The 21,846-nt window shown below is 32.1% G+C and carries 23 protein-coding genes and 1 tRNA gene; 21 read left to right on the top strand and 3 right to left on the bottom strand.

What is annotated here, in order from left to right; genetic code table 11:
• Together OEM44_09840 and OEM44_09845 are read right to left on the bottom strand one after the other, a co-directional pair.
• A partial coding sequence (locus tag OEM44_09840) for a PEFG-CTERM domain-containing protein (protein MDH3517092.1) occupies positions 1-582 on the bottom strand: 582 nt, incomplete at its 3' end.
• 59 nt (positions 583-641) lie between these two features.
• Positions 642-1,457 (bottom strand): copper-binding protein, encoded by an 816-nt coding sequence (locus tag OEM44_09845; GenBank protein MDH3517093.1) that lies wholly within the window; start codon positions 1,455-1,457, stop codon positions 642-644.
• A 111-nt stretch (positions 1,458-1,568) separates the two neighbouring features.
• Here OEM44_09845 and OEM44_09850 point away from each other — a divergent pair, with 111 nt between their 5' ends.
• The 9 genes from OEM44_09850 to OEM44_09890 all read left to right on the top strand — a co-directional run bounded on the left by OEM44_09850 (position 1,569) and on the right by OEM44_09890 (position 10,057).
• The gene (locus OEM44_09850; GenBank protein ID MDH3517094.1) at positions 1,569-3,269 is read left to right on the top strand and encodes a peptidase; all 1,701 of its coding nucleotides are present in this window, start codon (positions 1,569-1,571) and stop codon (positions 3,267-3,269) included.
• Between the two features lie 33 nt (positions 3,270-3,302).
• Positions 3,303-3,509 carry a hypothetical protein gene (locus OEM44_09855; GenBank protein MDH3517095.1) on the top strand — a complete coding sequence of 69 codons (207 nt, stop codon included), beginning with the start codon at positions 3,303-3,305 and terminating at the stop codon, positions 3,507-3,509.
• Complete coding sequence (locus OEM44_09860) at positions 3,466-5,064, top strand: peptidase (GenBank protein MDH3517096.1); 1,599 nt, start codon at positions 3,466-3,468, stop codon at positions 5,062-5,064. The genes OEM44_09855 and OEM44_09860 overlap by 44 nt, the downstream gene beginning before the upstream one ends.
• A gap of 62 nt (positions 5,065-5,126) precedes the next feature.
• Positions 5,127-5,519 (top strand): hypothetical protein, encoded by a 393-nt coding sequence (locus tag OEM44_09865; GenBank protein ID MDH3517097.1) that lies wholly within the window; start codon positions 5,127-5,129, stop codon positions 5,517-5,519.
• Positions 5,512-6,012, top strand: a complete 501-nt coding sequence (locus tag OEM44_09870) for a winged helix-turn-helix transcriptional regulator (protein ID MDH3517098.1) — start codon at positions 5,512-5,514, stop codon at positions 6,010-6,012. Before OEM44_09865 ends, OEM44_09870 begins: the two co-directional genes overlap by 8 nt.
• Before the next feature lie 49 nt (positions 6,013-6,061).
• Positions 6,062-7,228 (top strand): peptidase, encoded by a 1,167-nt coding sequence (locus OEM44_09875; protein ID MDH3517099.1) that lies wholly within the window; start codon positions 6,062-6,064, stop codon positions 7,226-7,228.
• A gap of 274 nt (positions 7,229-7,502) precedes the next feature.
• Positions 7,503-8,279, top strand: a complete 777-nt coding sequence (locus tag OEM44_09880) for a rhomboid family intramembrane serine protease (GenBank protein MDH3517100.1) — start codon at positions 7,503-7,505, stop codon at positions 8,277-8,279.
• A gap of 33 nt (positions 8,280-8,312) precedes the next feature.
• The gene (locus OEM44_09885; protein MDH3517101.1) at positions 8,313-8,489 is read left to right on the top strand and encodes a tautomerase family protein; all 177 of its coding nucleotides are present in this window, start codon (positions 8,313-8,315) and stop codon (positions 8,487-8,489) included.
• 761 nt (positions 8,490-9,250) lie between these two features.
• Positions 9,251-10,057: a carbon-nitrogen hydrolase family protein gene (locus OEM44_09890; GenBank protein MDH3517102.1), complete on the top strand. Its 807-nt coding sequence runs from the start codon at positions 9,251-9,253 to the stop codon at positions 10,055-10,057.
• Here the strand turns inward: OEM44_09890 and OEM44_09895 are convergent.
• Positions 10,041-10,508, bottom strand: coding sequence for a DNA topoisomerase (locus OEM44_09895; protein ID MDH3517103.1), 468 nt, complete (start codon positions 10,506-10,508; stop codon positions 10,041-10,043). The genes OEM44_09890 and OEM44_09895 overlap by 17 nt on opposite strands.
• A gap of 56 nt (positions 10,509-10,564) precedes the next feature.
• On the opposite strand from OEM44_09895, the gene OEM44_09900 reads away from it, so the two are divergent.
• The 12 genes from OEM44_09900 to OEM44_09955 all read left to right on the top strand — a co-directional run bounded on the left by OEM44_09900 (position 10,565) and on the right by OEM44_09955 (position 21,843).
• Positions 10,565-11,719, top strand: a complete 1,155-nt coding sequence (locus OEM44_09900) for a thiolase domain-containing protein (protein MDH3517104.1) — start codon at positions 10,565-10,567, stop codon at positions 11,717-11,719.
• A 1-nt stretch (position 11,720) separates the two neighbouring features.
• Positions 11,721-12,086 carry an OB-fold domain-containing protein gene (locus OEM44_09905; GenBank protein MDH3517105.1) on the top strand — a complete coding sequence of 122 codons (366 nt, stop codon included), beginning with the start codon at positions 11,721-11,723 and terminating at the stop codon, positions 12,084-12,086.
• 70 nt (positions 12,087-12,156) lie between these two features.
• Positions 12,157-12,318, top strand: a complete 162-nt coding sequence (locus OEM44_09910; protein ID MDH3517106.1) for a hypothetical protein — start codon at positions 12,157-12,159, stop codon at positions 12,316-12,318.
• A gap of 113 nt (positions 12,319-12,431) precedes the next feature.
• Positions 12,432-14,555, top strand: coding sequence for a helix-turn-helix domain-containing protein (locus OEM44_09915; GenBank protein ID MDH3517107.1), 2,124 nt, complete (start codon positions 12,432-12,434; stop codon positions 14,553-14,555).
• Between the two features lie 214 nt (positions 14,556-14,769).
• Entirely contained in the window at positions 14,770-17,418 is a 2,649-nt protein-coding gene (locus OEM44_09920) for an adenosylcobalamin-dependent ribonucleoside-diphosphate reductase (protein ID MDH3517108.1), read from the top strand.
• A 223-nt stretch (positions 17,419-17,641) separates the two neighbouring features.
• Positions 17,642-18,757: a hypothetical protein gene (locus OEM44_09925; GenBank protein MDH3517109.1), complete on the top strand. Its 1,116-nt coding sequence runs from the start codon at positions 17,642-17,644 to the stop codon at positions 18,755-18,757.
• Between the two features lies 1 nt (position 18,758).
• Positions 18,759-19,427, top strand: a complete 669-nt coding sequence (locus tag OEM44_09930; GenBank protein MDH3517110.1) for a ribosome biogenesis protein — start codon at positions 18,759-18,761, stop codon at positions 19,425-19,427.
• A 22-nt stretch (positions 19,428-19,449) separates the two neighbouring features.
• A tRNA-Gly gene (locus OEM44_09935) sits at positions 19,450-19,523 on the top strand.
• A gap of 51 nt (positions 19,524-19,574) precedes the next feature.
• Positions 19,575-19,877 (top strand): RNase P subunit, encoded by a 303-nt coding sequence (locus tag OEM44_09940; GenBank protein MDH3517111.1) that lies wholly within the window; start codon positions 19,575-19,577, stop codon positions 19,875-19,877.
• 537 nt (positions 19,878-20,414) lie between these two features.
• A complete protein-coding gene (locus OEM44_09945) occupies positions 20,415-20,981 on the top strand; it encodes a hypothetical protein (GenBank protein MDH3517112.1) in 567 nt (188 codons plus the stop codon).
• Between the two features lie 120 nt (positions 20,982-21,101).
• Positions 21,102-21,554 carry a 30S ribosomal protein S19e gene (locus OEM44_09950; protein MDH3517113.1) on the top strand — a complete coding sequence of 151 codons (453 nt, stop codon included), beginning with the start codon at positions 21,102-21,104 and terminating at the stop codon, positions 21,552-21,554.
• A gap of 7 nt (positions 21,555-21,561) precedes the next feature.
• Complete coding sequence (locus OEM44_09955; protein MDH3517114.1) at positions 21,562-21,843, top strand: DNA-binding protein; 282 nt, start codon at positions 21,562-21,564, stop codon at positions 21,841-21,843.
• The last annotated feature ends 3 nt before the right edge of the window (positions 21,844-21,846 follow it).

Consider the following 21,846-nt stretch of genomic DNA (forward strand, 5'->3'; position numbering starts at 1 on the left):
CATTATATCGTGGTTAACATGTTCTGCATCCTCAAATTCAATAGAAATCTCCATTGCTTCTCCTGCAGTTGGCATTGAAGTCCAAACTGAAACTTTTGTGCCATCTGATAACATTCCGGTAGCAGATGCAGCACCTTCCATGTGCATCATTTCACCGTTGTCATCATGATCTTCTTTTTCAGCTTCTACTTCTTGTACTATGATCAAACCTTTCATCCAAGGATGTACCATACAGAAATAAGGAACTTCACCTACTACTGTTGGAGTCCATTCAAATGAATTGGCTGCCATCAATAAACCAGTATCGAATTCGCCACTTGGTCCACCATCTGGTGTTCCTGCTGTATACGTGTGTGCTGCAGTATCAGTATTTGACATGATTACTTTACCACCAACATCTACTGTTGCAGTACTTGGAATGTAACATCCATCTGGACTAGTTTCACAACCTGGTGCGCCAGAACCTAATGCTGGAACGATTGTGACTTCTGAGTGATCTGCAAAAGCAGCTGGTGTCATTGCGACAATACCTGCTGCAATAGCAAATAGTACGAAGAATGAGCTAATTGCTTTAGTCTTCATTAGATTGAATACTTGTTCGGATACATAAAAACCTCACTGGAATTTTCAGTTATGAAATATTAATTTTTTCTAGATTGGTACAACTTTAGAATTCCAAAAATAGGAATTCCAATATACATTCCAATGTTTAGAAGAATTATAGATATGCCGTACCCTAACATCTTTTCCTCTGAATCAATGTTAACGTGGTTCAATAATGATAATGATGATAGCATTGGAGTTAATGTCACTTTTGTAAATTCTTTGAAAATTGGATGCTCTCTTTCAAAGTCTGCAACTGTTGGTGAAAATGAATAATAAAATTGATTAAAAGATGTCATAAATGCCATACCTGAACTTGTTTTTAGAATTGTATTGTCTCTAAGTTCTCTTAATTGTTGAACTTGAGGTGCAAACTCAGAACCATATGTAGCAGTTGCAATTAGGCATCCCCCATTTTCTCCATCTACTTTGTTATTATCAATTGTTGGTTGAGCATAAACATCACCTACTAAAATATCAAAAGAGACTGTTTCTGGCGGAATTGGTTGAAACAAAATTCCCTCTATTGTAAAATCCATGGTATAAATTCCCTCACCTAAATTGAATTCAATTGGAATTTTCACAGATCCAACTGATGTATGCGTAAGTGGAATTGGTCCAAAAACAGTCTCCCCATCTTTTGAAACTGAAATCGTATAATCAATATGTTCTTGAATTTTTTTTGTTTGAGGATTGATAAAATCTATATTTATTTTAGTTTGAGTATTTGGATCAATCTTATCATACGTTAATTTGACATCAAGTGTTCCTTTCTCAGTTACCATAGTTTGCTCTTCTGCAAATGCTGGAATAATTAATAATGGAATTAACAATAACATTAGTAAAAATTTCATAGATTATCTTTTAATTTGACAAATAAAAGTTGTACTCTAATTTTCATAAAAAATTACTGCGCATAGAAATTCTATACCATCTTTAAATATGGAATAAACATAAATTCTATATTGAATAACAAGTTTGCAATATTACTAATCATCATAGGCATTTTCACCATTCCAATAATTCTTCCAAACGCATTTGCTCATGGACTTGGTGGTGATCAAGCTGAACCTATCAGCTTTGGTGGAATGGAAGTAACTGTTCGAACCCAATTAAGTCCATCTGATATTACTGTTGGTGAAATTAATTCTGCAAATATGCAAGTACGTTTCTTTGATACACTAACTGATGAAAATCTTGATAAAGTTACATATCGAATAGAAGTCTGGCAAAGTGGAGAACTTTTAGCTAGAAATTTGTTTTATGATTTAGATGGAAGATTAGATGTTAAAATTAAACCTCAACCCACATGTAATAAAACCCATCTTGAAGAATGTTCAATTTATGGTGGCTCTGAACATGTAAGTGCACCAGGTGCTCTATTTGTTCAAGGTGCAGCATGTACTGATGATAATTTAGACATTTGCGCAAGACCATCAATCACAGGCCCAATATTTGTAAAAGGTGGTTTATACAAAATTAGAGTTGATATTGAGGCTGCTACTAGTCCAAGAACTATATTAGCTAATTTGCTTAGCTATGAAACTTTTGTTAGTGTTGCACAGGAACAAAACTTTTTTCTAAAGACTGCAAATGCTGAAGAAATCCCAGTCATTATAAAAACATACTATGATGATGTTGATAACTTCAAATTTGATCAATCAGACAATTCTATCTCATTTGATATGCCATTTGATTGGAGTCCATCATATGTTGATTTAGTACAAGTTGTTCATGAAGAAGTCAGAGTTCCAAAGACTTTTACACCTTATGCAGAAGGAAAACAATTCAAAGGATATGTTAATGGAGTGGAAATTGATCAGAGGGCATTACTTAATGATCCGTATTCACATGATGATACCAATATCATTCATTTTCTAATTACCAAAAATGAATTACAAAAAATCAATGAAAAACTGGGATCAGACAACTACGACAATCCAAAAATGGATTTAAAACTAGTACCTTTATCTGAAGCTTCAAAAAGTTCAACAGAATTTTATCTTGTTGATACTGTTAATCATAAACAAATTCCAACAACTGTGAATATCTCATGGGATGGAAAGTATGGAGCTAATCAAGAAATTCCATTTGAGTTTACATTCTTTAATGAAAACAGGGAGCTAATCAAAGATATTCATTATGCATACTTTGTTTTTGATGAATCTGACAAAGAAATAGCAAGTAATGTGGGTGATGATCCCTCAATGCTTGGAATTCTTTCTACTGAAGGAATTGACATTCAAAGAATTTTTGTTCCTTCTCAAGGTCAAATTAGAGTTGATGTCAAAGTTTTAGGAACTGGATTAGACTATAATCCAAAGTATGCTGGGATTGGTTCCGCAATTATTGAGATTGGACCTGGTTTGTCAACTTCAGTACCTGAGAAAGTACCAATTCCTAGTTGGATTAAAAATAATGCTGAATGGTGGGCAGCTGATCAAATTGATGACAACTCGTTTGTTCAAGGTATTCAATATTTAATTAAAGAAAATATTTTAAAGATTCCATCAACCTCACAGGGATCTAGCTCTGGCTCAAACGAAATTCCTATGTGGATTAAAAACAACGCAGGTTGGTGGGCTGATGGATCAATTGATGATGGTTCTTTTATTCAAGGCATTCAATTTTTGATTAAAGAAGGAATAATGAAGATTCAATCATAGGTTTTTAAATAAATTAAGTAAAGTGATATTGTTATGAAAGACATCAATGACATTATGCCCAAAATCCCAAACATGAGATGGGGAGCTTTGATGAACAAAGCGCCAACCAATGATAAAGTTGAAGAAATGAACAAAATTTTCCCAGATAATGGCAAATGGCATACTGTATTTGAAGAAAAAGATCTGGTCACCATTGATGGAAAAGAAATACGCAAAAAAGATCCTAGCAAGTGGACATAGTTTGCAAAATCTATCACTAATCACAATTTTAATTATTTCTGCTGCATTTGTATTGGGATTTCATAATGCATACGGTCATGGTGTAGGAAATGAAACTTTTCCACCTGTAGAATTAGATGGAAAACTTGTTACTTTGGAAGTGTCCTCTTCAAAAAATGATCCAAATACAAAAGATGATCAACAAATATCTATTTCATTGATTAATTTTGATTCAAAAGTTACTTTACGTGATACCACTTTTCTGATAAAATCTGAACGTGGAGAGCAATTTCTCTTTGAACAAGAATTTAAGGCAGACAATGGTTTCATAGTTTTTAATTTTGTATCTGAAGACAATGATTCAATTATAGTAGAAACTGAGAACGGTGGTAATTTTTTCAGTTCTTTATTGGGACTTGAAAGTAAACTAGTGAATGTAAAAGGACCAAGACTTAGTGAAGGCGGTCTGTACAAATTTGATATTAAGGTACTTACTGCTAATGACTATTCTAAAAAATTAGAAAAACCATTGACATTCAATGCAGGAATTTCTATTGCTCAGACAATTAGATATGATTTTATTGATCCAAATTTCGGAGAACAAAATATTCATGTTGTAACATACTATGATGAAATTTCCAATTTTAATTATGATTTTATTTCAAAGAAAATCTCTTATTTCATGCCATTTGATTGGACTGAATCTAACATTAATCAAACATCTGTTGTTCATCAAGAACTTGTAATTCCAAAAAAATTTGGTGATTTACTATCTTCTGGATTTTCTATATATGTAAATGAAGTAAAACTGTCTGATGATGTTATAAATATTGATGATTTTTTTTCTGATGAACGCGTTGTCCATTTTATTATTTATCAAAGAGAATTGATGAATGTTTTTCATAGTAAGGAAAATCACAATGGAATGAATTTTGTAATCCAACCAGATCCTGATTATATTCATTTGAGTTCAGTTACTGATAATGGTCAATTTAGAATTATGACTACTTGGGAGCCTGAGATTCTAAAATCTAATTCAAATGCAAAAATAATTTTTGATGTCACAGATGTTTTCTTAAAAAATAAACCAGTTTCTACACAATATTATTTCTCAATCACTCAAAATGATCGTATTATATTTGAGCAAAGCGGAATAAGTACTGATTCTAAAGATGAGCAAAATGTTGTAGAATTTTTTATTCCCGCTGATGTTACAGGAATTGTACATCTTAATTTTAAAAATTTAAACAACAACAATCTTGCAAAGGCAACTATTCCAATTGTTATTGATAGAATTAATACTCTAGAAATTATTATTCCTGATTGGATTCGAAATAGTGCATTATGGTGGTCTGAGGATCAAATTGATGATGATACTTTCATTCAAGGAATTGAATATCTTATCAAAAATCAAATAATAGTAATCCCTTCAACACAACAGGAAACTTCAAACTCTCAAGAAATTCCTGATTGGATTAAAAATAATGCTAAATGGTGGATATCTAATCAAATTGATGACAAAACATTTGCTCAAGGGTTAGAATTTTTAATTAAAAATGGAATAATTCATGTATGATTATACTAGTTCGAAAAATGAACCAGTCCTTTTAAATCTGAAAAAATGTCAACTCTATTACTTTGTTTAAACCTGAAAGTATAGTTGAAAGAAAATCAGTCTTATTCTCAATTGTTGTAACTGGAGTTATAGCAATATTGTCTTTACCAATTATTGTTCCTCATCTATTACATGGCTATCACTTGGCGCATATTTTTTTGCATATTGGTGGACTAAGTCTTGCTGTGTTCATTTCAGTAATTGCAGGATTTGCATATTATAGGTTGAGGACAAAACGACTTTTATTTAGCACTACAGCATTTACTAACTTTATTGGTGCTGAAATTTTTTTATTAGTAGATGCAACATGGCCTACCATCTATGATTTTGATATGATGTCTATTTCTGAAATAGGACATTTATTGACGTTTATAACATTAGGGTTACTAGCGTTAGGAGTATTTAGAAATGACTGACAGAGATTCACAAATTCAACAAATCATTGAAAAAAATCCAGGAATCCAATTTCGTGAAATTATGCGTTCATCTGGATTAAAAAATGGTGTATTGAGCCATTATTTAGGAAAATTAGAAAAAAATGGAATTATTAAAGCAAAACGAGGTCCAAGGCAAATAAGATTCTACCCTCCTCGAATTACTGAAGACGAAACCATAATCATCAAAGCCCTAAGAAAACAAACTCCTCGTGATCTTATACTTGCATTAGTAAAAGAAGATGGATTAGAATTTTCACAACTAGTAAACGAGGTTAAAAAATCACCATCAACTGTTTCACTTTATCTATCCCAACTTGTTGAAGATGAACTAGTAGAAGTAAAATTAGTTCAACTCAAAAAGAGATATTATATTAAAGCAAGAGATCTGATAGATAAATTAGTTGAAGACCATAGGCCTGGATTACTTGAGAAACCAACTTCTGGATTTGAAGATATTTTCAACTCTTTTTAGATCTTCAGAATCAAAAATTCTATTTCTGTTTGTATTATTATTTTTAATCTTGGTTGTTCCTCAAGTAGCATATGCTAATGTTTATGTCCCATTACATGAATATCTAGGATATTTTGATTCGACTGGAATCTATACAGTAGTTGGAAATGTTAAAAATGAAAATCATTTTGCAATAATTCCAACAATCACTGTATCTGTAATTGATGATTATAAAACTATGTCAAAAACAATCAAGCATGTTCCTTTAGGTGCTGGTAAGGAAATACCATTTAAAATAAAGTTTCCAGAATTAATATCCAACACTCCAATTCTTATGAATCCTGAGATAATTTTTGATAAAACCATAAAAAATGAAATTCCAATTCAAGTACTTTATGATAAAACCTTAATCAAACACAGTGATGGACACATTTCAGGAAGAATTCAAAATACCGGTGAAAAAACTATCTATTATCCTAAAATTTATGCAGTAGTTCATGGTTATGAACTGGTATTAGATATTACACAAAATATTGAATTTATTGAAAAAATTGAGCCAGAAGAAATTGTTGAATTTTCAATGTATCCTGACCCATCAATTACTGCCGATGTTTTTTATTATAGCTGTTTTGCACCAGTAGACACTACCGTAATTCCAGTAACTGCGAAGAAGAATGGAGGGGAATTTGATTTTCGATATGATTCAGGTGCATGGTATTCAGCCGCTGAATTCAGTAATGATGGAACAACCCTTACTATGCGTGGATACAATAGTTATCCGCTTCAAACATACGCTAATTTTGAATTTCCACCAATTACAGGCAAAGAAAAGTTTGATGTTACAATAAATGACAAGCCTATAGAATTCATTCAGAGTGTTGATGAGATGGATCAATGGCATGTTGCATTTATTGTAGAACCACACTCACAAGGAATTCTAAAAATTACTGGCTTTGAAAAAGGATTACCTCCTGAAATTCCTCAATGGATTAAAATAAACGCTAAATGGTGGATATCTGATCAAATCTCTGATTCTGAATTCATGAAGGGAATAGATTTTTTATTCAAAAAAGGAACAATATTTGTTGCAGATAAACAGTTCATTGTAGAATCTGACTGGTATATTCCATCTTGGTTCAAGACCACTGCATTATGGTGGTCTGAAGAAAAAATTTCTGATGATGATCTTCTAAATGCAATTGAAAATCTTGTGAAACAAAAAATAATTGTAATTTAATCTGATGGATTCAACTAACAGTTAATTTTATTTTATTAAATATTGGTGGAAATTCATTTTCTAAAGGAAATTTTATTTTAGTAATACAATCTTTTAATATACTTCAAAATAATCTGTATGTATTCCTATGTGGATTAAAAACAACGCAGGTTGGTGGGCTGATGGATCAATTGATGATGGTTCTTTTATTCAAGGCATTCAATTTTTGATTAAAGAAGGAATAATTAAAATTGAATAATCTTATTATACGAATTTTAATCAAGCTAAATAACTAATGTTTCCACTAAGAGATGAGAACCCACATCCTCCAGGATTCAAACCAACTATAACTTATGCACTAATCATAATTAATGTAATTGTTTTTTTTATTGAAGTAGCATATACTGGTCAAATTTTTGAATTTACAAATCAAAATACAATTAGTTTATTTTACAATTGGGGAGCTGTTCCAAATTGTGTTACTGGTGGAAGTGTGTTAAACATAGATTTTGGTTCAGGCCCTCAAAGTATTTCTTGTCCTCAAGAACCGTATTTCTCTCTATTAAGTTCAGTTTTTTTGCATGGTGGTATAATGCATCTAGGAGGAAACATGCTGTTCTTATGGATATTTGGTGATAACATCGAACAAAAATTCGGTAAGTTGAAGTATCTTGGAATTTATCTAATATGGGGAATTCTTGCTGGATTGATCCATATTGCCGGTGATGTTAACAGTGTGATTCCTGCAGTGGGTGCATCTGGTGCAATTTCTGGAGTATTAGGAGCTTATCTAGTAATTTTCCCAACAGCAAGAATACAAACTTTTCTTATATTGGGATTTATCTGGAAAATGATGCATATCAAGGCAAAATGGTTCTTGCCTTTCTGGCTAATTTTTCAAAATTTACTTCCATATTTTATTGGAGGATTTGGTCTTGCAGGAGATGGTGTAGCATATCTTGCTCACATTGGAGGATTTGTTGTAGGTCTAGCAACAGGTTACTTGTACAAAAAAACACACAATTCTGAGTTTATGTATGGTACAAGATATGGTTACAGATCAGATTATTGAACGCATAAATCACTGAATCTATTTGTAATTCTTATGCCGTTGATTACAGTATCAATGTACCCTGGAAGAACACAGGAACAAAAAGACGAATATGCAAAAGCAATAACAAAATCTGCAGTAGAGATTCTAAAAACAAAAGAAAATCATGTAATTGTTGTTTTTGAAGACAATCCTAAAGAAAATTGGTTTTTGGCAGGAAACCAACTGTAAAAACTAGATTTATTATCATTTTTTCTTTTTTTGTAAAAAATAAAATACATCTTTTTTAATTTTCTGAATATGGTCACAAATATTGATTCTAAATAGATTCAAATTGGAAAAAAGAATTTGTTGAATTAGATCCAATCTTTTAATGGATTTCATAGTGTTTTTGATTATAATTGATCCAATTGGATTCAAAGAAATAAAATGGAATCTAATGGAAAAATTACTTAACATTGACAGTGCTGATATAATTTTTACATTTATGATATCTCATAAGGGTTAAGTTTATGTTTAATACTATGACAATTTAATTTTCTAATTTTTCAATATCTTGTTCAAGATAAGGAACATTGTTATGCTATGATTCATTTTTAGATACTTCTTTCTAAAATTTTGATGAGTTTATAGATCTAACTACAAATATTGTTATTCCTATATGCTGAATATTGTATCAGACCTTAAGACCAAAAACGTTAGATTTTGGTGACAGTTCTAATACCTTTATGATTTAACAAATTTGGTATTTAGATTCTACTAAGAATTCATTCTCTTGTTTTATAGACCTAGAATTTGATTTTATTAATTCTTGCTGGATTACTATCTAGCTGGAAGAAACTTGTAGACTAGAAAATCCCCCTAGTCAAGGTTTGATATATACACTATGATCGGTTTAATTTCTATTTACAAAATATACATAATAATAAATAGTTCATTTTATGATGTATCAAGAGTTTATCCTTTTATTGTAATTTAATTAATCATATTATATGAAAACTGCAATTGTTCAATTCAAAGCATCAACTAGGAAAGAAGATAATCTTAAAAAAATTCTTTCATACATTTCAAAGGCAGCATCAAAGAATGCAACATTATGTGCATTTCCAGAATTTATGATGTTTTACACAAATTCCACTCAAACTCCCAAACAACTTGCAAATTTAGCTGAAACAATTAACGGGGATTTTATTACAACAATTGCAAATGCTGCAAAAGAAAAACAAATTCAAATTATAGGTTCATTTTATGAAAAAAGCAGAAAAAAAGATCGTGTATATGATACATCATTTATTATTGATGTATCAGGTAAAGTAATCTCCACCTACAGAAAAATTCATCTCTACGATGCATTAGGATTCAAAGAGTCAGATAAAATGACTTCAGGTTCTAAAATTGTAAAGCCAGTTGATACATCTATTGGTAAAATTGGAATGATGATATGCTATGACTTGAGATTTCCAGAAATGTCAAGATCACTTGCTGTTGCTGGTGCTGAAGTTTTAGTTGCACCATCTGCTTGGGTTAAAGGCAAAATGAAGGAAGAACACTGGATTACGATTAACAAGACAAGAGCAATTGAAAATGGATGCTACATGATTGCACCTGATCAAGTTGGAAATATCTATTGCGGCAGAAGTTTGGTAGTTGATCCATATGGAAAAATTCTACTTGATATGAAAAAGAAACAAGGAATAAGTTTTGTAAATATTGATTTGAATAATGTAAAACAAACACGTAAAGTTTTACCATTGCTCAAAAATAGGAGAACAGATATCTATCCTATTTTGAAGGCTTAGTCTCTCTACTTTCACAATTAAAGTTAGAACACTGTTTTATCCATTTTTGTTTTCGTGAATAACGAAAAATTATTGTTGGCCATTTACATACATTACATGGTATTTTGGTTGCTCTCAATCGTGCTTTTTGTAATAATGGTGACGATGCTTTACACCCCCCATAGAAATTTGAACATCCCATGAAACGTTTTCGAGTAGTGCGTGATCTAATTACCATCATTTCACCTAATTTACATTCAGGACATTGCACTAACCCCTTTTTAGGAGAATTCGTTCCAAGAATGATGTATTTTTTTTCTTTTGATGACCAAGATAGAAACCCATTATTGTCAAAATATTGAATTATCTCTTTTTTGAAGATGTTAGTTCTTGACTTTGTAGTTTTTACTACATGTCTAATGATGGGTTTTTTGATTTGAATTGTTCTTGACGTCGTTCTCTTTGATGGCATTTTATATGATAAATTTATTATAACAATTTTTATAGGGAAATGGGTCAGCAACATTTATGGAAAAGGTTTGTGTTCTTGGCGCTGGAAGCACAAAATATGGAAAATTAGCTGACAGCATAGCCGATATTACTACTCAGGCATCTATTTCAGCCATAGAAAGTGCAGGAATAGATCCTAAAGAAATCAAAGCAGGGTACATCTCAAACGTATTTGGGGTTGCAGATAAACAAGTCCATCTTGGTCCTGTCTTAATGAGTAATTTAGGAATTTCAGATAAACCATCATTATCAATTGAATCTGCATGTGGAAGTGGTTCTGTAGCTTTTAGAGAAGCATTTGCAAATGTTGCAGCTGGCTTTTATGATTGTCTTGTTGTAACAGGTGTTGAAAAAGTAACTCATACAGGAACTGAGTGGACAACAACTTATTTTGCATATTGCTCAGACTTTTTCTATGAAGGTCAGGCAGGTGCATCATTTCCAGGGTTGTTTGCATCTATGGCAAGAGCATATTTGACAGAATTTAATACAACTGAAGAAGATTTTGCAAGAGTTGCAGTAAAGAATCATAATAATGGTTTACTTAATCCAAAAGCTCACTTACAAAAGAAAATTACAATTGATGATGTAATGAATTCTGCAGTAGTTGCTAGTCCACTAAAACTTTATGATTGTTGCCCATTTTCTGATGGTGCAAGTTCTGTAGTTCTTTGTTCTGAAAAATTTGCAAAAGAACATGGTAATGACTACATTGAAGTTATAGGTTCTGGAAGAGGTGGTTCACCTGCTGCATTACAAGGACGTGAACATATGACAACAATTCCAAGTACAAAGATTGCATCTGAAGCTGCATACAAAATGGCAGGTATTACTGCAAAAGATGTAAATTTTGCAGAAGTACATGATTGCTTTACAATTGCAGAAATAGTTGATACTGAAGATTTGGGATTCTTTGAAAAAGGAAAGGGTGTTCAAGCTGTACGTGAGGGTAGAACAAATCTGAATTCTGACATTTCTATAAATCCATCAGGCGGTCTTAAATCAAAAGGACATCCAATTGGGGCTACTGGTATTGGACAAGTAGTAGAAGTATTTGATCAATTAACTGGAAAAGCTGGTGCACGAACTGTTAAAGATGCAAAAATTGGTTTAACTCATAATTTTGGCGCAACTGGTGCAAGTTGTGCTGTTCACGTATTTCAAAGTGTATAAAATGACAATAAAAGAGCAACTTATTGAAAACGCAAAACAAGGCAAAGTTTTAGCTCATAAATGCACTAGTTGTGGCCTTCTTCATCTTTCAACCGTATATTTTTGCCAAAAATGTGGAAGTAAAGGATTTGAGGATGCCATTTTGGATGGTACAGGCTCGGTTGCTACATATACAATAATAACTGTAGCTCCTGCAGGCTTTGAAAAATACACTCCATATGCCTTTGTTGTACTTCAATTAGATAACACAGATTTACGAATCTCTGGATTTATGGCAGGAATTGCTACTCCGGCAGATTTACCTGTTGGAACTAGAGCTAAAATTACTGGTTTTGATGAACGCGGAATAATTATTGAAAAGCAGTAAATTAATTTGCTTGAATTATTAAAAAAAATCAAAATCGATTCTTAATTATTTTGTATATGTGATTATTTTCATGTCAGTAGAAATCATATGTGGTAAATGTGGAGAAAAGATCACAAATATGAAAATGTTGAAATCTCTAAAAGATGTCATGAATCCCACCAACGGCAAATGTCCATCATGTGGACAAAAACTTTCCACATCAGAATTTTCACTTGATGTTCAAGAAAACTGATCTAAAAAGATCTTCGAATTATATTATTTTTAGTTTTCTAAAAAACTGATCTAAAAACTGGAATAGATTTTTCAGTCATAAGTCTTATTTACTCCTTAATTTTACGAAGATTGATGAAACTTAATGATGAAGAATTAGAATTAGACTTGGACTCAGATTCTGACTCAGATCCAAAAAGAGGTGGCATCTTACAATCTACATCAAAACGTGTTAGAATGATCTTTTCTGTTATGGCAAGTCCCAACAGAATTGATATCCTTAGAATTTTAAATTCTAAAGGGCCTTTGACTTATTCTGAATTAAAATCTTTGGCTGGATTTAAATCAAAAAAAGAAAGTGGCAAATTTGCATATCATTTGAGAAAATTACTTAGGCAATCACTTGTCGCATTAAATAAATCTGAAAGACGCTATACAATCACAAATCTTGGAAAACTTGTTTTAAGCTTAGCAAGACAGATTGAAGAAAGATCAATTATTGAAAGTGGTAAAATGTATGTTAGAACATCACATGAATCCATTGAGGAGTTTAATTCTCATAAAATTATTCAATCGCTAGTTCGTGAAGGAAGCCTTCCACTAGAACTGGCACAAAAAATCACCGAAGAAGTTGAAAACAGAATTTACAAATATCAGACTACCTACCTAACAGGGGCATTAATACGAGAAATGGTAAACTCTGTTCTTTTAGAACATGGTCATGAGGAATATCGCAATAAACTTGCACGCCTAGGCCTATCTGTTTTTGATGTTCAAGAGATGCTTTCCAATCTAGATAATATTGATAACGGCGCTGAAGGCTTATTGTTTAATACTGGCCAAAGAGTATTTGCTGAACACTTACTTACAAACATTTTACCAAAAGATGTTGCAGACTCTCATCTTTCTGGTGATCTACACATTACTCATCCTGGTGTTTGGTCCATGATTCCTGATACAATATTTGTGAATATTAAAGAGTTGATTGAAAATGGAATTGATCTTGGTGGAAAATATCTTGATGTATCAAGAATACCTGCATCAAAACAACTTGATGATGTTACAAGTTCTTTATCTATTGTAATTGCTCTTCTTTCAAAAGAGGCTTCAAAAGAAATTGTACTTGATGGATTAGTTTCTTTATTTACAAAATATTCAAAATCTCTTCCAGATCTTGAACAAAAACTGACAGATGCATTTGCAACAGCATCTACAACTTCAAAATATAATAAAACAAGTACCAATATTTCAATTAGGTTACAATTAGGAACTGATGCAAAAATAATTAACTCAATTATTAATGCGTACAAGAATTATACAAAGATAACACCAATTCCAAAAATTGGTTTGATCATAGATGTAGATAAAGGAAAGATAACAGATGTATCAGAATTAGTATCTGAAATACTTCTACTTGGTGGAAAAATAATGTTTGCTAAAGGACAAACATCTAGTTATGGTGTTACAAACGGATCTACAAAGACTACCGGTCCACTATCAATCACTTTAGAATCTGTTTCTATTAATCTTCCAAGACTTGCATTTGAATCAAATAAAGATGAGACTTACTTTAGAGCAAGACTTGCATTACTTATGAAACCTGCATTAGCTTCAATGGCATTAAGAAAGAAAGAGATCTCAGATCTTACTAGAAGAGGACTAAATCCAATTCTTGCAAAGAACACCCAATACATGCAAAGGAGTTCTGTATCTCTAGTTGTAAATTTGGTTGGACTAAAAGAATCAGTGTTTAACATACTTGGCTTCAAAGACAACAAAGAAGGGCGTGACATTCTTCACAAAGTAATTGAAACTGCAGTTGATGTTGGTACAAAAAAAGGCAAAGAATTAGGTGATATCGTAGCCATTTCTATGACTGAAACTGAAGCCTCTACTCGCTTTGCAAACTTGGATGGCGAAAAATACGGTAAGAATTCTACCCTTAATTCAATGGACGACGACTATTATTCACAAGGAATAGTAATCAAAACATCTGAAATTTCTACTTATAACAACAAAAGTGAGCCTATTCTTGAATGTAACAAACTTTCAAAATTACTAAATGGTGGTTTACTTGTAACATTGGAAATTGGTAAAGATGCAAAAATTGATGAAATTAAAGAAGCAATTGAAAAGGCATCAGAACTTACGCCTTCTTTTAAGCCTGTTAGGAATACTCCAATATGCGGTGAATGTGGTTTTAAGGATGAACCATTTGAAGATAAATGTCCAAAATGTAAGTCTCCGTACATTGTCTGAAATTCGTAAGTGAAAAACTAGTTACGATCATTTTTGCAAACTTTTTGATCAGTTTCAGATATCACGATCATTACAATTATGATGGAAGTTATGCTAGTATGAACTTCATAGTAGCGGTGTTAAAAATATTGACACATTAACGTGTCAAGATCAAAACTTTTGGAGCACATAAGTTATATCCACATTATTCTTTATCGTGTACGAGGAGATTATAATGGATAATTCACAAATAGAAAATACTATCACTGAGATCCGTAAGCGCAGTGGCGCAATCACGGCTTTCAATAAAGATAAAATTTCAAATGCCATATACAGGGCATTGGCTGCCACCTCTAAAGCCGACCGTGGTGTAGCCGATCAATTAGCAACAAATGTAGTTAACAAACTAGTGGAGCAAGGATTTACAATCACTAGGACACCTACAGTTGAAGATATTCAAGATATTGTAGAATCAACATTAATTGACAGTGGTAATAGCGATATTGCAAAAGCATATATCGTTTACAGACATGAGAGAAGAAAATTAAGAGATCAAAAAATGAATGTCCTGAATCTAAAAGTATTAGATCCAGTCTCCAAAAAATTTGATTTGAATTGTCTAAGGGTTTTAGCCTCAAGATATCTTTTCAGAAATTCAAAAAATGAGATCATTGAATCTCCAACTCAAATGTTTGAGAGAGTTGCAATTCTAGTAGGAATTGGCGATATTCTGTATGATACTCAAGTATTTGACAAATCAGGAAGTACTAAACAAAATATAGATGAAGCAGAATCTTATCTTGAAAAACTAGATGCATTTGATTATAAGTTCAAAGTAGGAAATTATTTTTTCAACAAATGGCATTTTAGATCTTTGATCAATCATTATGTGACATTAGCAAACAAAGGTCAAATGAAGGTAAGCTTCAAAGATCTTCTGACTTTGTTAGCAGCAAAGAAACTTGATAGTTATGCAGACAAAATTACTGAATATTTTGAAATGATGACCACACAAGACTTTCTGCCAAATTCACCAACAATGATGAATGCAGGTGGAAGATTGGGGCAGCTATCAGCATGCTTTGTGCTTGGAATGGAGGACGGAATGGAGCAAATCATGAAATCCACTTCGGATGCAGCATTAATTTTCAAGTCTGGAGGAGGTGTTGGAATCAACTATTCTGATCTTCGTGAGGAAGGTGATATTGTGGCATCCACTTCTGGTGTTGCCTCTGGTCCAGTATCATTCATGAATATTATCAATACCGTAACAGAAGTTGTAAAACAAGGTGGGAAAAGACGTGGAGCAAACATGGGGATCATTGAAGCATGGCATCCTGATGTTGAGAAATTCATTACAAACAAGACAGAACCAGGAGTTTTGGAAAACTTTAACGTAAGTGTTGGTATCTGGGAAGACTTTTGGAATGCACTAGTTAACACTGAAGATGGTAACTATGTTTTACGTAGCCCACGCAACAAAAAACCAGTTAAAGAAATTAATGCACATCAACTAATTGATCTAATTGCATTATCTGCATGGAAGAGCGCAGAACCTGGGTTGATCTTCTTTGATCAAATTAATAAATACAATGTATTTGCCAAAGCCAGACAAGCACCACTAAGAGCAACAAACCCATGTGGTGAACAAAGTCTCTATCCATACGAATCATGTAATCTAGGATCCATCAACTTGGTAAATCTTGTTAAAAGACAAGCAGATGGCACTTATGAATTTGATTGGCAAAGATATGAAGAAACAATTAGAAAGACAACAAGATTTTTAGATAATATTATTGATGTAAACACCTATCCTGTTCCAGAAATCAATATAGCATCTAAAGAGTCTAGAAGAATTGGACTTGGAGTAATGGGAGTAGCTGATCTCTTATACAGACTAAGAATCCCATACAATTCCAAAGAAGGATATGAATTACAATCCAAACTCTCTGAAGCTTTAACATATTATTCAACGGAAGAAAGTGTTGCTCTTGCCAAATCACGTGGTGAGTTCCCACTTTGTTCAAAGACAGAATATCCTGAAGGAAAGATTCCAATAGCCGGATATTATGAGAAACAAAAAGAATCTCATTCATATGAATGGGATCCACTAATTGAGAAAATCCAAAAACATGGTATTAGAAATGTCTTAACTACTACAGTAGCACCAACTGGAACACTCTCTATGATTGCAGATTGTTCAAACGGAATGGAACCTGCATTTGCTCTTGTATTTGAGAAAAGAGTTACTGTTGGTAGATTCTTCTACTCCAATAAGATCTTTGAAGAAGCCCTCAAAGAAAATGGTCTTTATACAGATGAAATTCTTGCAAAAATCGCAGATAACTATGGTTCATTGAAAGGAATTGAAGAAATTCCACAATGGATGCAAGATGTCTTTGTCACAGCAATGGATATTCACTGGGCTGATCACCTTATGGCTCAAGCTGTATGGCAAGATTGGATTGGAAATGCAATTGCAAAAACAATCAATATGCCTTATGATGTAACAGCAGAAGATGTAAAATCTGCCTATTTACTTGCACATGAATTAGGACTAAAAGGAATGACCGTTTATCGTGATGGTTCTAGACACAAACAAGTTCTTCACATGACTAGTGAAAACGCCAAAAAGATCTTTGATGTATCTCCAAGTGAATACGTGACTACGTTTGTTCTTTCCAAAATAACAAACCCATACATCAAATCCCAAGTAAATGCATCACTTGCATTAAAAGTTCATGACGCAGAAATCACTACGGAAACTCAACATCAAGAAGTTTCTGAAGATCGTCTATGCCCAACATGCAAAAACAATCTAGTCTTTGTAGAAGGCTGTAGTATCTGCATAGAGTGTGGATATAGTGGATGCACATCGGGATAGAAATAGCATAAGGAAACATTTCAGTTATCGGAATATTACGATGATCGATGAGGGTCAAGGTCAACATGTTAAAGGCTTCAGAAGCCTGTTGTGGATTAATCAACTAAAGAACCACTTATTGTTATCTTAAGTTACAAACTAAATTGTAACATAGTAAAAGTTCCCACGATCCAAGATGATCTTTTTGTAAACTTTTTTACTCTCATTTTATGATGCCTATCTTATGAACAAGAAAATCCTAGGAATGGTCATAGGAATAACAATAATTATTGCAATTACTGCCACAGCTATAATTTTACAAAATTTAGGAGTCTTTACTCAAAAAACTAATGAAAAAATTGGCCTTGTAATTAATTCACCAAATCAAACTACTACTTTACAGGATTTAGATAAAATTTATTCTCAAGCATCAGATGTTGGAATTGGAAGAAGTAATGTCTATCTTTTTTGGAATTTAATTGAACCCATACATGGAGAATATGATTGGAAACAATCAGACACATTGATGAGTTTTAACAAAAAAAATAATCTCAAAGTTACACTTTACTTTTCTATTATTAATGGAGAATCACTAGGGCCGTTCCCCAATTGGATTGGAAAACCATCTCTTAATGCTATAGGGGAAGATAGAATAATCAGTGTACTTGATGCAATATTATCACGATATGACATTGTAGATACAGTAATTCTTGCTGGTCAAACCGAATCTCAATTTAGATTCTATGAACAAAACATTCCTGTGTATAAAGAATTATTCAATGGAATCTATGACAAAATCAAAGAAAAGCATCCTGATGTCAAACTTGGAAATGCATTTACACTAGATCAAGTTTTGAATAAAAACTTGCAAAATATCGTAACCGATTTGGCTATTGGTGATTTTGTTGCCTTTTCTTATTCACCAGTTGACAGTCTAAATGATATTATAAAAACTCCACAACAAGCAGTAGAAGACCTAGAAGAAATATTTGACTTAGCAGGAGATAAAAAAGTTGGAATCTTTGAAATTAGTTGGAGTACCTCTAATTTTATTGGAGGAAGTGATTCCACTCAAGCAGAATTTTTGGAAAAAACCTTTGAATTTTATACTAAAAATGAATCTAAAATAGAATTTTTTACTTGGTATAGGCAGTATGATAAACCCGAAGGGACATGTGTATTTGAAGAACAAGAAGTTGGTAATAATACATTGATTGTAGGTGGATCTGGTTTTGGGAGCAGTGAGCATGTAATTGAAAGATTGAATCAGTATGTTTGTAATGCTGGATTGATAAATAATGATGGTGTTGCAAAACCAAGTTGGAATGAATTTAAGAAGCAAGTTCAAATGATAAACTGAAATGATTTCTGTGATTTTATCTGAATCTGCATTGGAACTCGTACCATATGATCTAGAAGATCATCCATCAGTAATATCACATGCAAGAAAGCTTGGAAAACATTCGTCAGAAATTTTATTGGATAATTCATGGCATTTTGCAGCTATGAAAGGAATCAAAAATGAATTGAAAAGAGGACGGCCAGATTTGGTACATTTTTTAATACTTGAGGCCACTACCATTCCATTATATCTTAAAAATAAAATGAAACTTTATGTTCACACAATAGATGATAAAGTAATTTCCTTTGGTACAAATGTTCACATTCCGAAATCATATCATAGATTTGAAGGTGTTATTGAAAAATTATATAAAGAAAAAAAAATTAAAGTAAATGATAAGCTGTTACTAGAGATTCATGATGAAACTTTTTCAGAACTCTTAGTTGAAATCAATCCATCCAAAGTAATTGGATTTTCTACAAAAGGTACTTTGAATTCATATGAAAAAATTGCTGCACAAATTTCAGAAAATACCTGTATTGTACTCGGAGGATTTCAAAAAGGACATTTTTCTGATTCAATTCAAAACAAAATAACTGATCTGTATTCTGTTGGAGATGAATCCTTTGAAGGTCATGTTGTTGTTTCAAGAATTCTCTATGAATATGAAAAAACCATTTTTATGTAGGAAATGAAGTTTGCATTTTATTGCAGTCATAGTATAGCCTGGTTAGTATTCGGGGTTTCCAACCCTGTGACGCGGGTTCGAATCCCGCTGACTGCATTATTTCATTATAATAAGAATCAATTTTTAGGTGTAGTTTAAGAGATTATTGTGAAACCTGCAATCAGAAAAATTGCACTAGAGAGAATGCAGATTCTCATTGATAATGCAGTTTCTAATGCAAGGACTAATCCAGAGCTTTCTCAGCAACAAGCATTACTTGCTCGTAGAATAAGTACTAGATATAAAATTAAAATGTCTTTTAATCTTCGAATGGTTTTTTGCAAAAAATGTAAATCCTTTATTGCACCTGGAATTAATTCAAGAATTAGATTGGGTAGGACATCTGTCAAATCGATCAGAATTTCTTGTAACTTGTGTGGTCATACTTACCGGAAAATTATATCTCATTGATTTTTTTAATACATGCTAATGCTATCAATTATCTTTTTCTCATATTACATGCAATAAATAATTTCTATTATAACAAATTCTTTGGATTTTGAAAATATCCAATTAAGTTTTATTTCTTTAGGTTTGTTATTAGAAGATAATGACGGAGGAAAAATTACTAAATAAATATACAATTCTAATAACATAGTAGTCTACAAATCTAATGATATTTACTATGACAGTTTTGTTATAGTATGAAAGCACTTACTGTCTAGATCTTGTAGTTGGTTTATGCTATTCTTATTAATACATAGAATTTACCAAAAATAACCTAATTTGTAATTGTGAGCAAAAATACATTTTATTCAAATCTAAAACTTTTATGATCTATATGAACACCATTATTTTTGATAAATGATCAAGATGAATAAAATCCATTGAGTTAAAAAAGTTAATTGATACTAAAGTAGTAATCAATAATATTATGACGTTTTTAATACTTAGTTATTCTTTCACTTGTCTGTTTCAATTTAAATGTCGATACATCAAATTTTAATCATGACGCATTCAATAGTACAAATTAGACGTGCTTTTGGATTTTTTTTCATAAATATTGCTATTTTAGTTTCGAGTGGTTCAGTTGTAAGTGAAATAGCGTTTCAAAATGATGTACCTTTGTATTATTATGTGATGATATGGATAATTATTTCTAGTTTAATTGTTGGTTTACAATTCAGAAAATTCAAACTGGTTTTTTCCTCAATACGCCAAAGAATGAGAAATAGTACAAAATGGTCATTACAAATCAAAGTAATAAACGGTCTTTGTTGGGCATTACCTTTTGCATTAATTATATTTTTTCCAGAACTCTCACAATATTTACTGCTATTAGGAATAGGATTGGGCAATATCTCAACTTTTGTTTTTATGAATAAATTCAACGGATTAAATAATAAAGAGCAACTGGTAGTTGGAATTACATCTCTTGTTTTAATTTTACCTGCTTTTAAGATTTATTCTTCATTTTTTCTAGAAAATCAAGACATTGCAGTTTTACTGTCCAGACTTTTTATTGCATTGTCATATGCAATTGGGGGTATATATGCTCTTTATCAAAAAGATTGATACAAAAATGTTTTTAACAAAACTATAATCACGATCTGAGAATTTTACGCTGAAATATATTTAACAAACTAGCCACGATACCTCAATGATTTATAAGACGATTATCAATTTTTTTACTTCATGGCAAAGGTATACGATGTACCAGCAGATGTATTGATAGGTAGATTAGCAAATGTTCTAAAGAACGAAAATATTCCTACACCTTCTTGGATTCCATTTGTTAAAACTGGAGCTCATGCAGATAAACCACCACAAGATAGGGAATGGTGGCATACTAGATGTGCATCAATTATGAGAAAAATTTACTTTAATGGCCCAATTGGAATTAATGCATTAAGAAACGATTATGGTGGTGGTAAACCATCTGGATATGGAGCAGCTCATCATAAAGATGCTGGAGGTGCGATTATACGTAATGCTATTCAAGGATTAGAAAAACTTGGTTATCTAGAAAAGGTTGAGAAGAAAGGTCGTATAGTATCTAAACATGGCATGCAGAAATTAGATAGATTAGCAACAGATATTCTAAAAGAACTAATTGTTGAAAATCCACAATTGAAAATATACCGATAGATTTGAAATGAGTTCTCCAGAATCTAACGAACACTCTCAACATAACTCTGATCACGAACTTGCAGCACAGAAGGAACAAATTCTAAAACAAATTCTTACACCTGAAGCAAGATTGAGACTAAACAATATCAAAATGGTAAAACCTGAACTATCTGAACTTGTCGAGCAATATCTGATCGGAATGGCAACTAAAGGAAAAATACCAGGTCAGATCAACGATAATCAATTAAAGCAAATATTACTCTCTACTCAACAACCTAAACGTGATTTTAAGATAAATCGAATATAATCC

The sequence above is a fragment of the Nitrosopumilus sp. genome (assembly GCA_029862745.1).
Lineage (GTDB): Archaea > Thermoproteota > Nitrososphaeria > Nitrososphaerales > Nitrosopumilaceae > Nitrosopumilus.

Bases quoted from the DNA above. Each gene is read 5' to 3' on its own strand.
- OEM44_09845 (MDH3517093.1), bottom strand. From the start codon at position 1,457: ATGAAATTTTTACTAATGTTATTGTTAATTCCATTATTAATTATTCCA.
- OEM44_09855 (MDH3517095.1), top strand. From the start codon at position 3,303: ATGAAAGACATCAATGACATTATGCCCAAAATCCCAAACATGAGATGG.
- OEM44_09860 (MDH3517096.1), top strand. From the start codon at position 3,466: ATGGAAAAGAAATACGCAAAAAAGATCCTAGCAAGTGGACATAGTTTG.
- OEM44_09870 (MDH3517098.1), top strand. From the start codon at position 5,512: ATGACTGACAGAGATTCACAAATTCAACAAATCATTGAAAAAAATCCA.
- OEM44_09880 (MDH3517100.1), top strand. From the start codon at position 7,503: ATGTTTCCACTAAGAGATGAGAACCCACATCCTCCAGGATTCAAACCA.
- OEM44_09885 (MDH3517101.1), top strand. From the start codon at position 8,313: ATGCCGTTGATTACAGTATCAATGTACCCTGGAAGAACACAGGAACAA.
- OEM44_09890 (MDH3517102.1), top strand. From the start codon at position 9,251: ATGAAAACTGCAATTGTTCAATTCAAAGCATCAACTAGGAAAGAAGAT.
- OEM44_09895 (MDH3517103.1), bottom strand. From the start codon at position 10,508: ATGCCATCAAAGAGAACGACGTCAAGAACAATTCAAATCAAAAAACCC.
- OEM44_09900 (MDH3517104.1), top strand. From the start codon at position 10,565: ATGGAAAAGGTTTGTGTTCTTGGCGCTGGAAGCACAAAATATGGAAAA.
- OEM44_09905 (MDH3517105.1), top strand. From the start codon at position 11,721: ATGACAATAAAAGAGCAACTTATTGAAAACGCAAAACAAGGCAAAGTT.
- OEM44_09910 (MDH3517106.1), top strand. From the start codon at position 12,157: ATGTCAGTAGAAATCATATGTGGTAAATGTGGAGAAAAGATCACAAAT.
- OEM44_09915 (MDH3517107.1), top strand. From the start codon at position 12,432: ATGAAACTTAATGATGAAGAATTAGAATTAGACTTGGACTCAGATTCT.
- OEM44_09920 (MDH3517108.1), top strand. From the start codon at position 14,770: ATGGATAATTCACAAATAGAAAATACTATCACTGAGATCCGTAAGCGC.
- OEM44_09925 (MDH3517109.1), top strand. From the start codon at position 17,642: ATGAACAAGAAAATCCTAGGAATGGTCATAGGAATAACAATAATTATT.
- OEM44_09930 (MDH3517110.1), top strand. From the start codon at position 18,759: ATGATTTCTGTGATTTTATCTGAATCTGCATTGGAACTCGTACCATAT.
- OEM44_09945 (MDH3517112.1), top strand. From the start codon at position 20,415: ATGACGCATTCAATAGTACAAATTAGACGTGCTTTTGGATTTTTTTTC.
- OEM44_09950 (MDH3517113.1), top strand. From the start codon at position 21,102: ATGGCAAAGGTATACGATGTACCAGCAGATGTATTGATAGGTAGATTA.
- OEM44_09955 (MDH3517114.1), top strand. From the start codon at position 21,562: ATGAGTTCTCCAGAATCTAACGAACACTCTCAACATAACTCTGATCAC.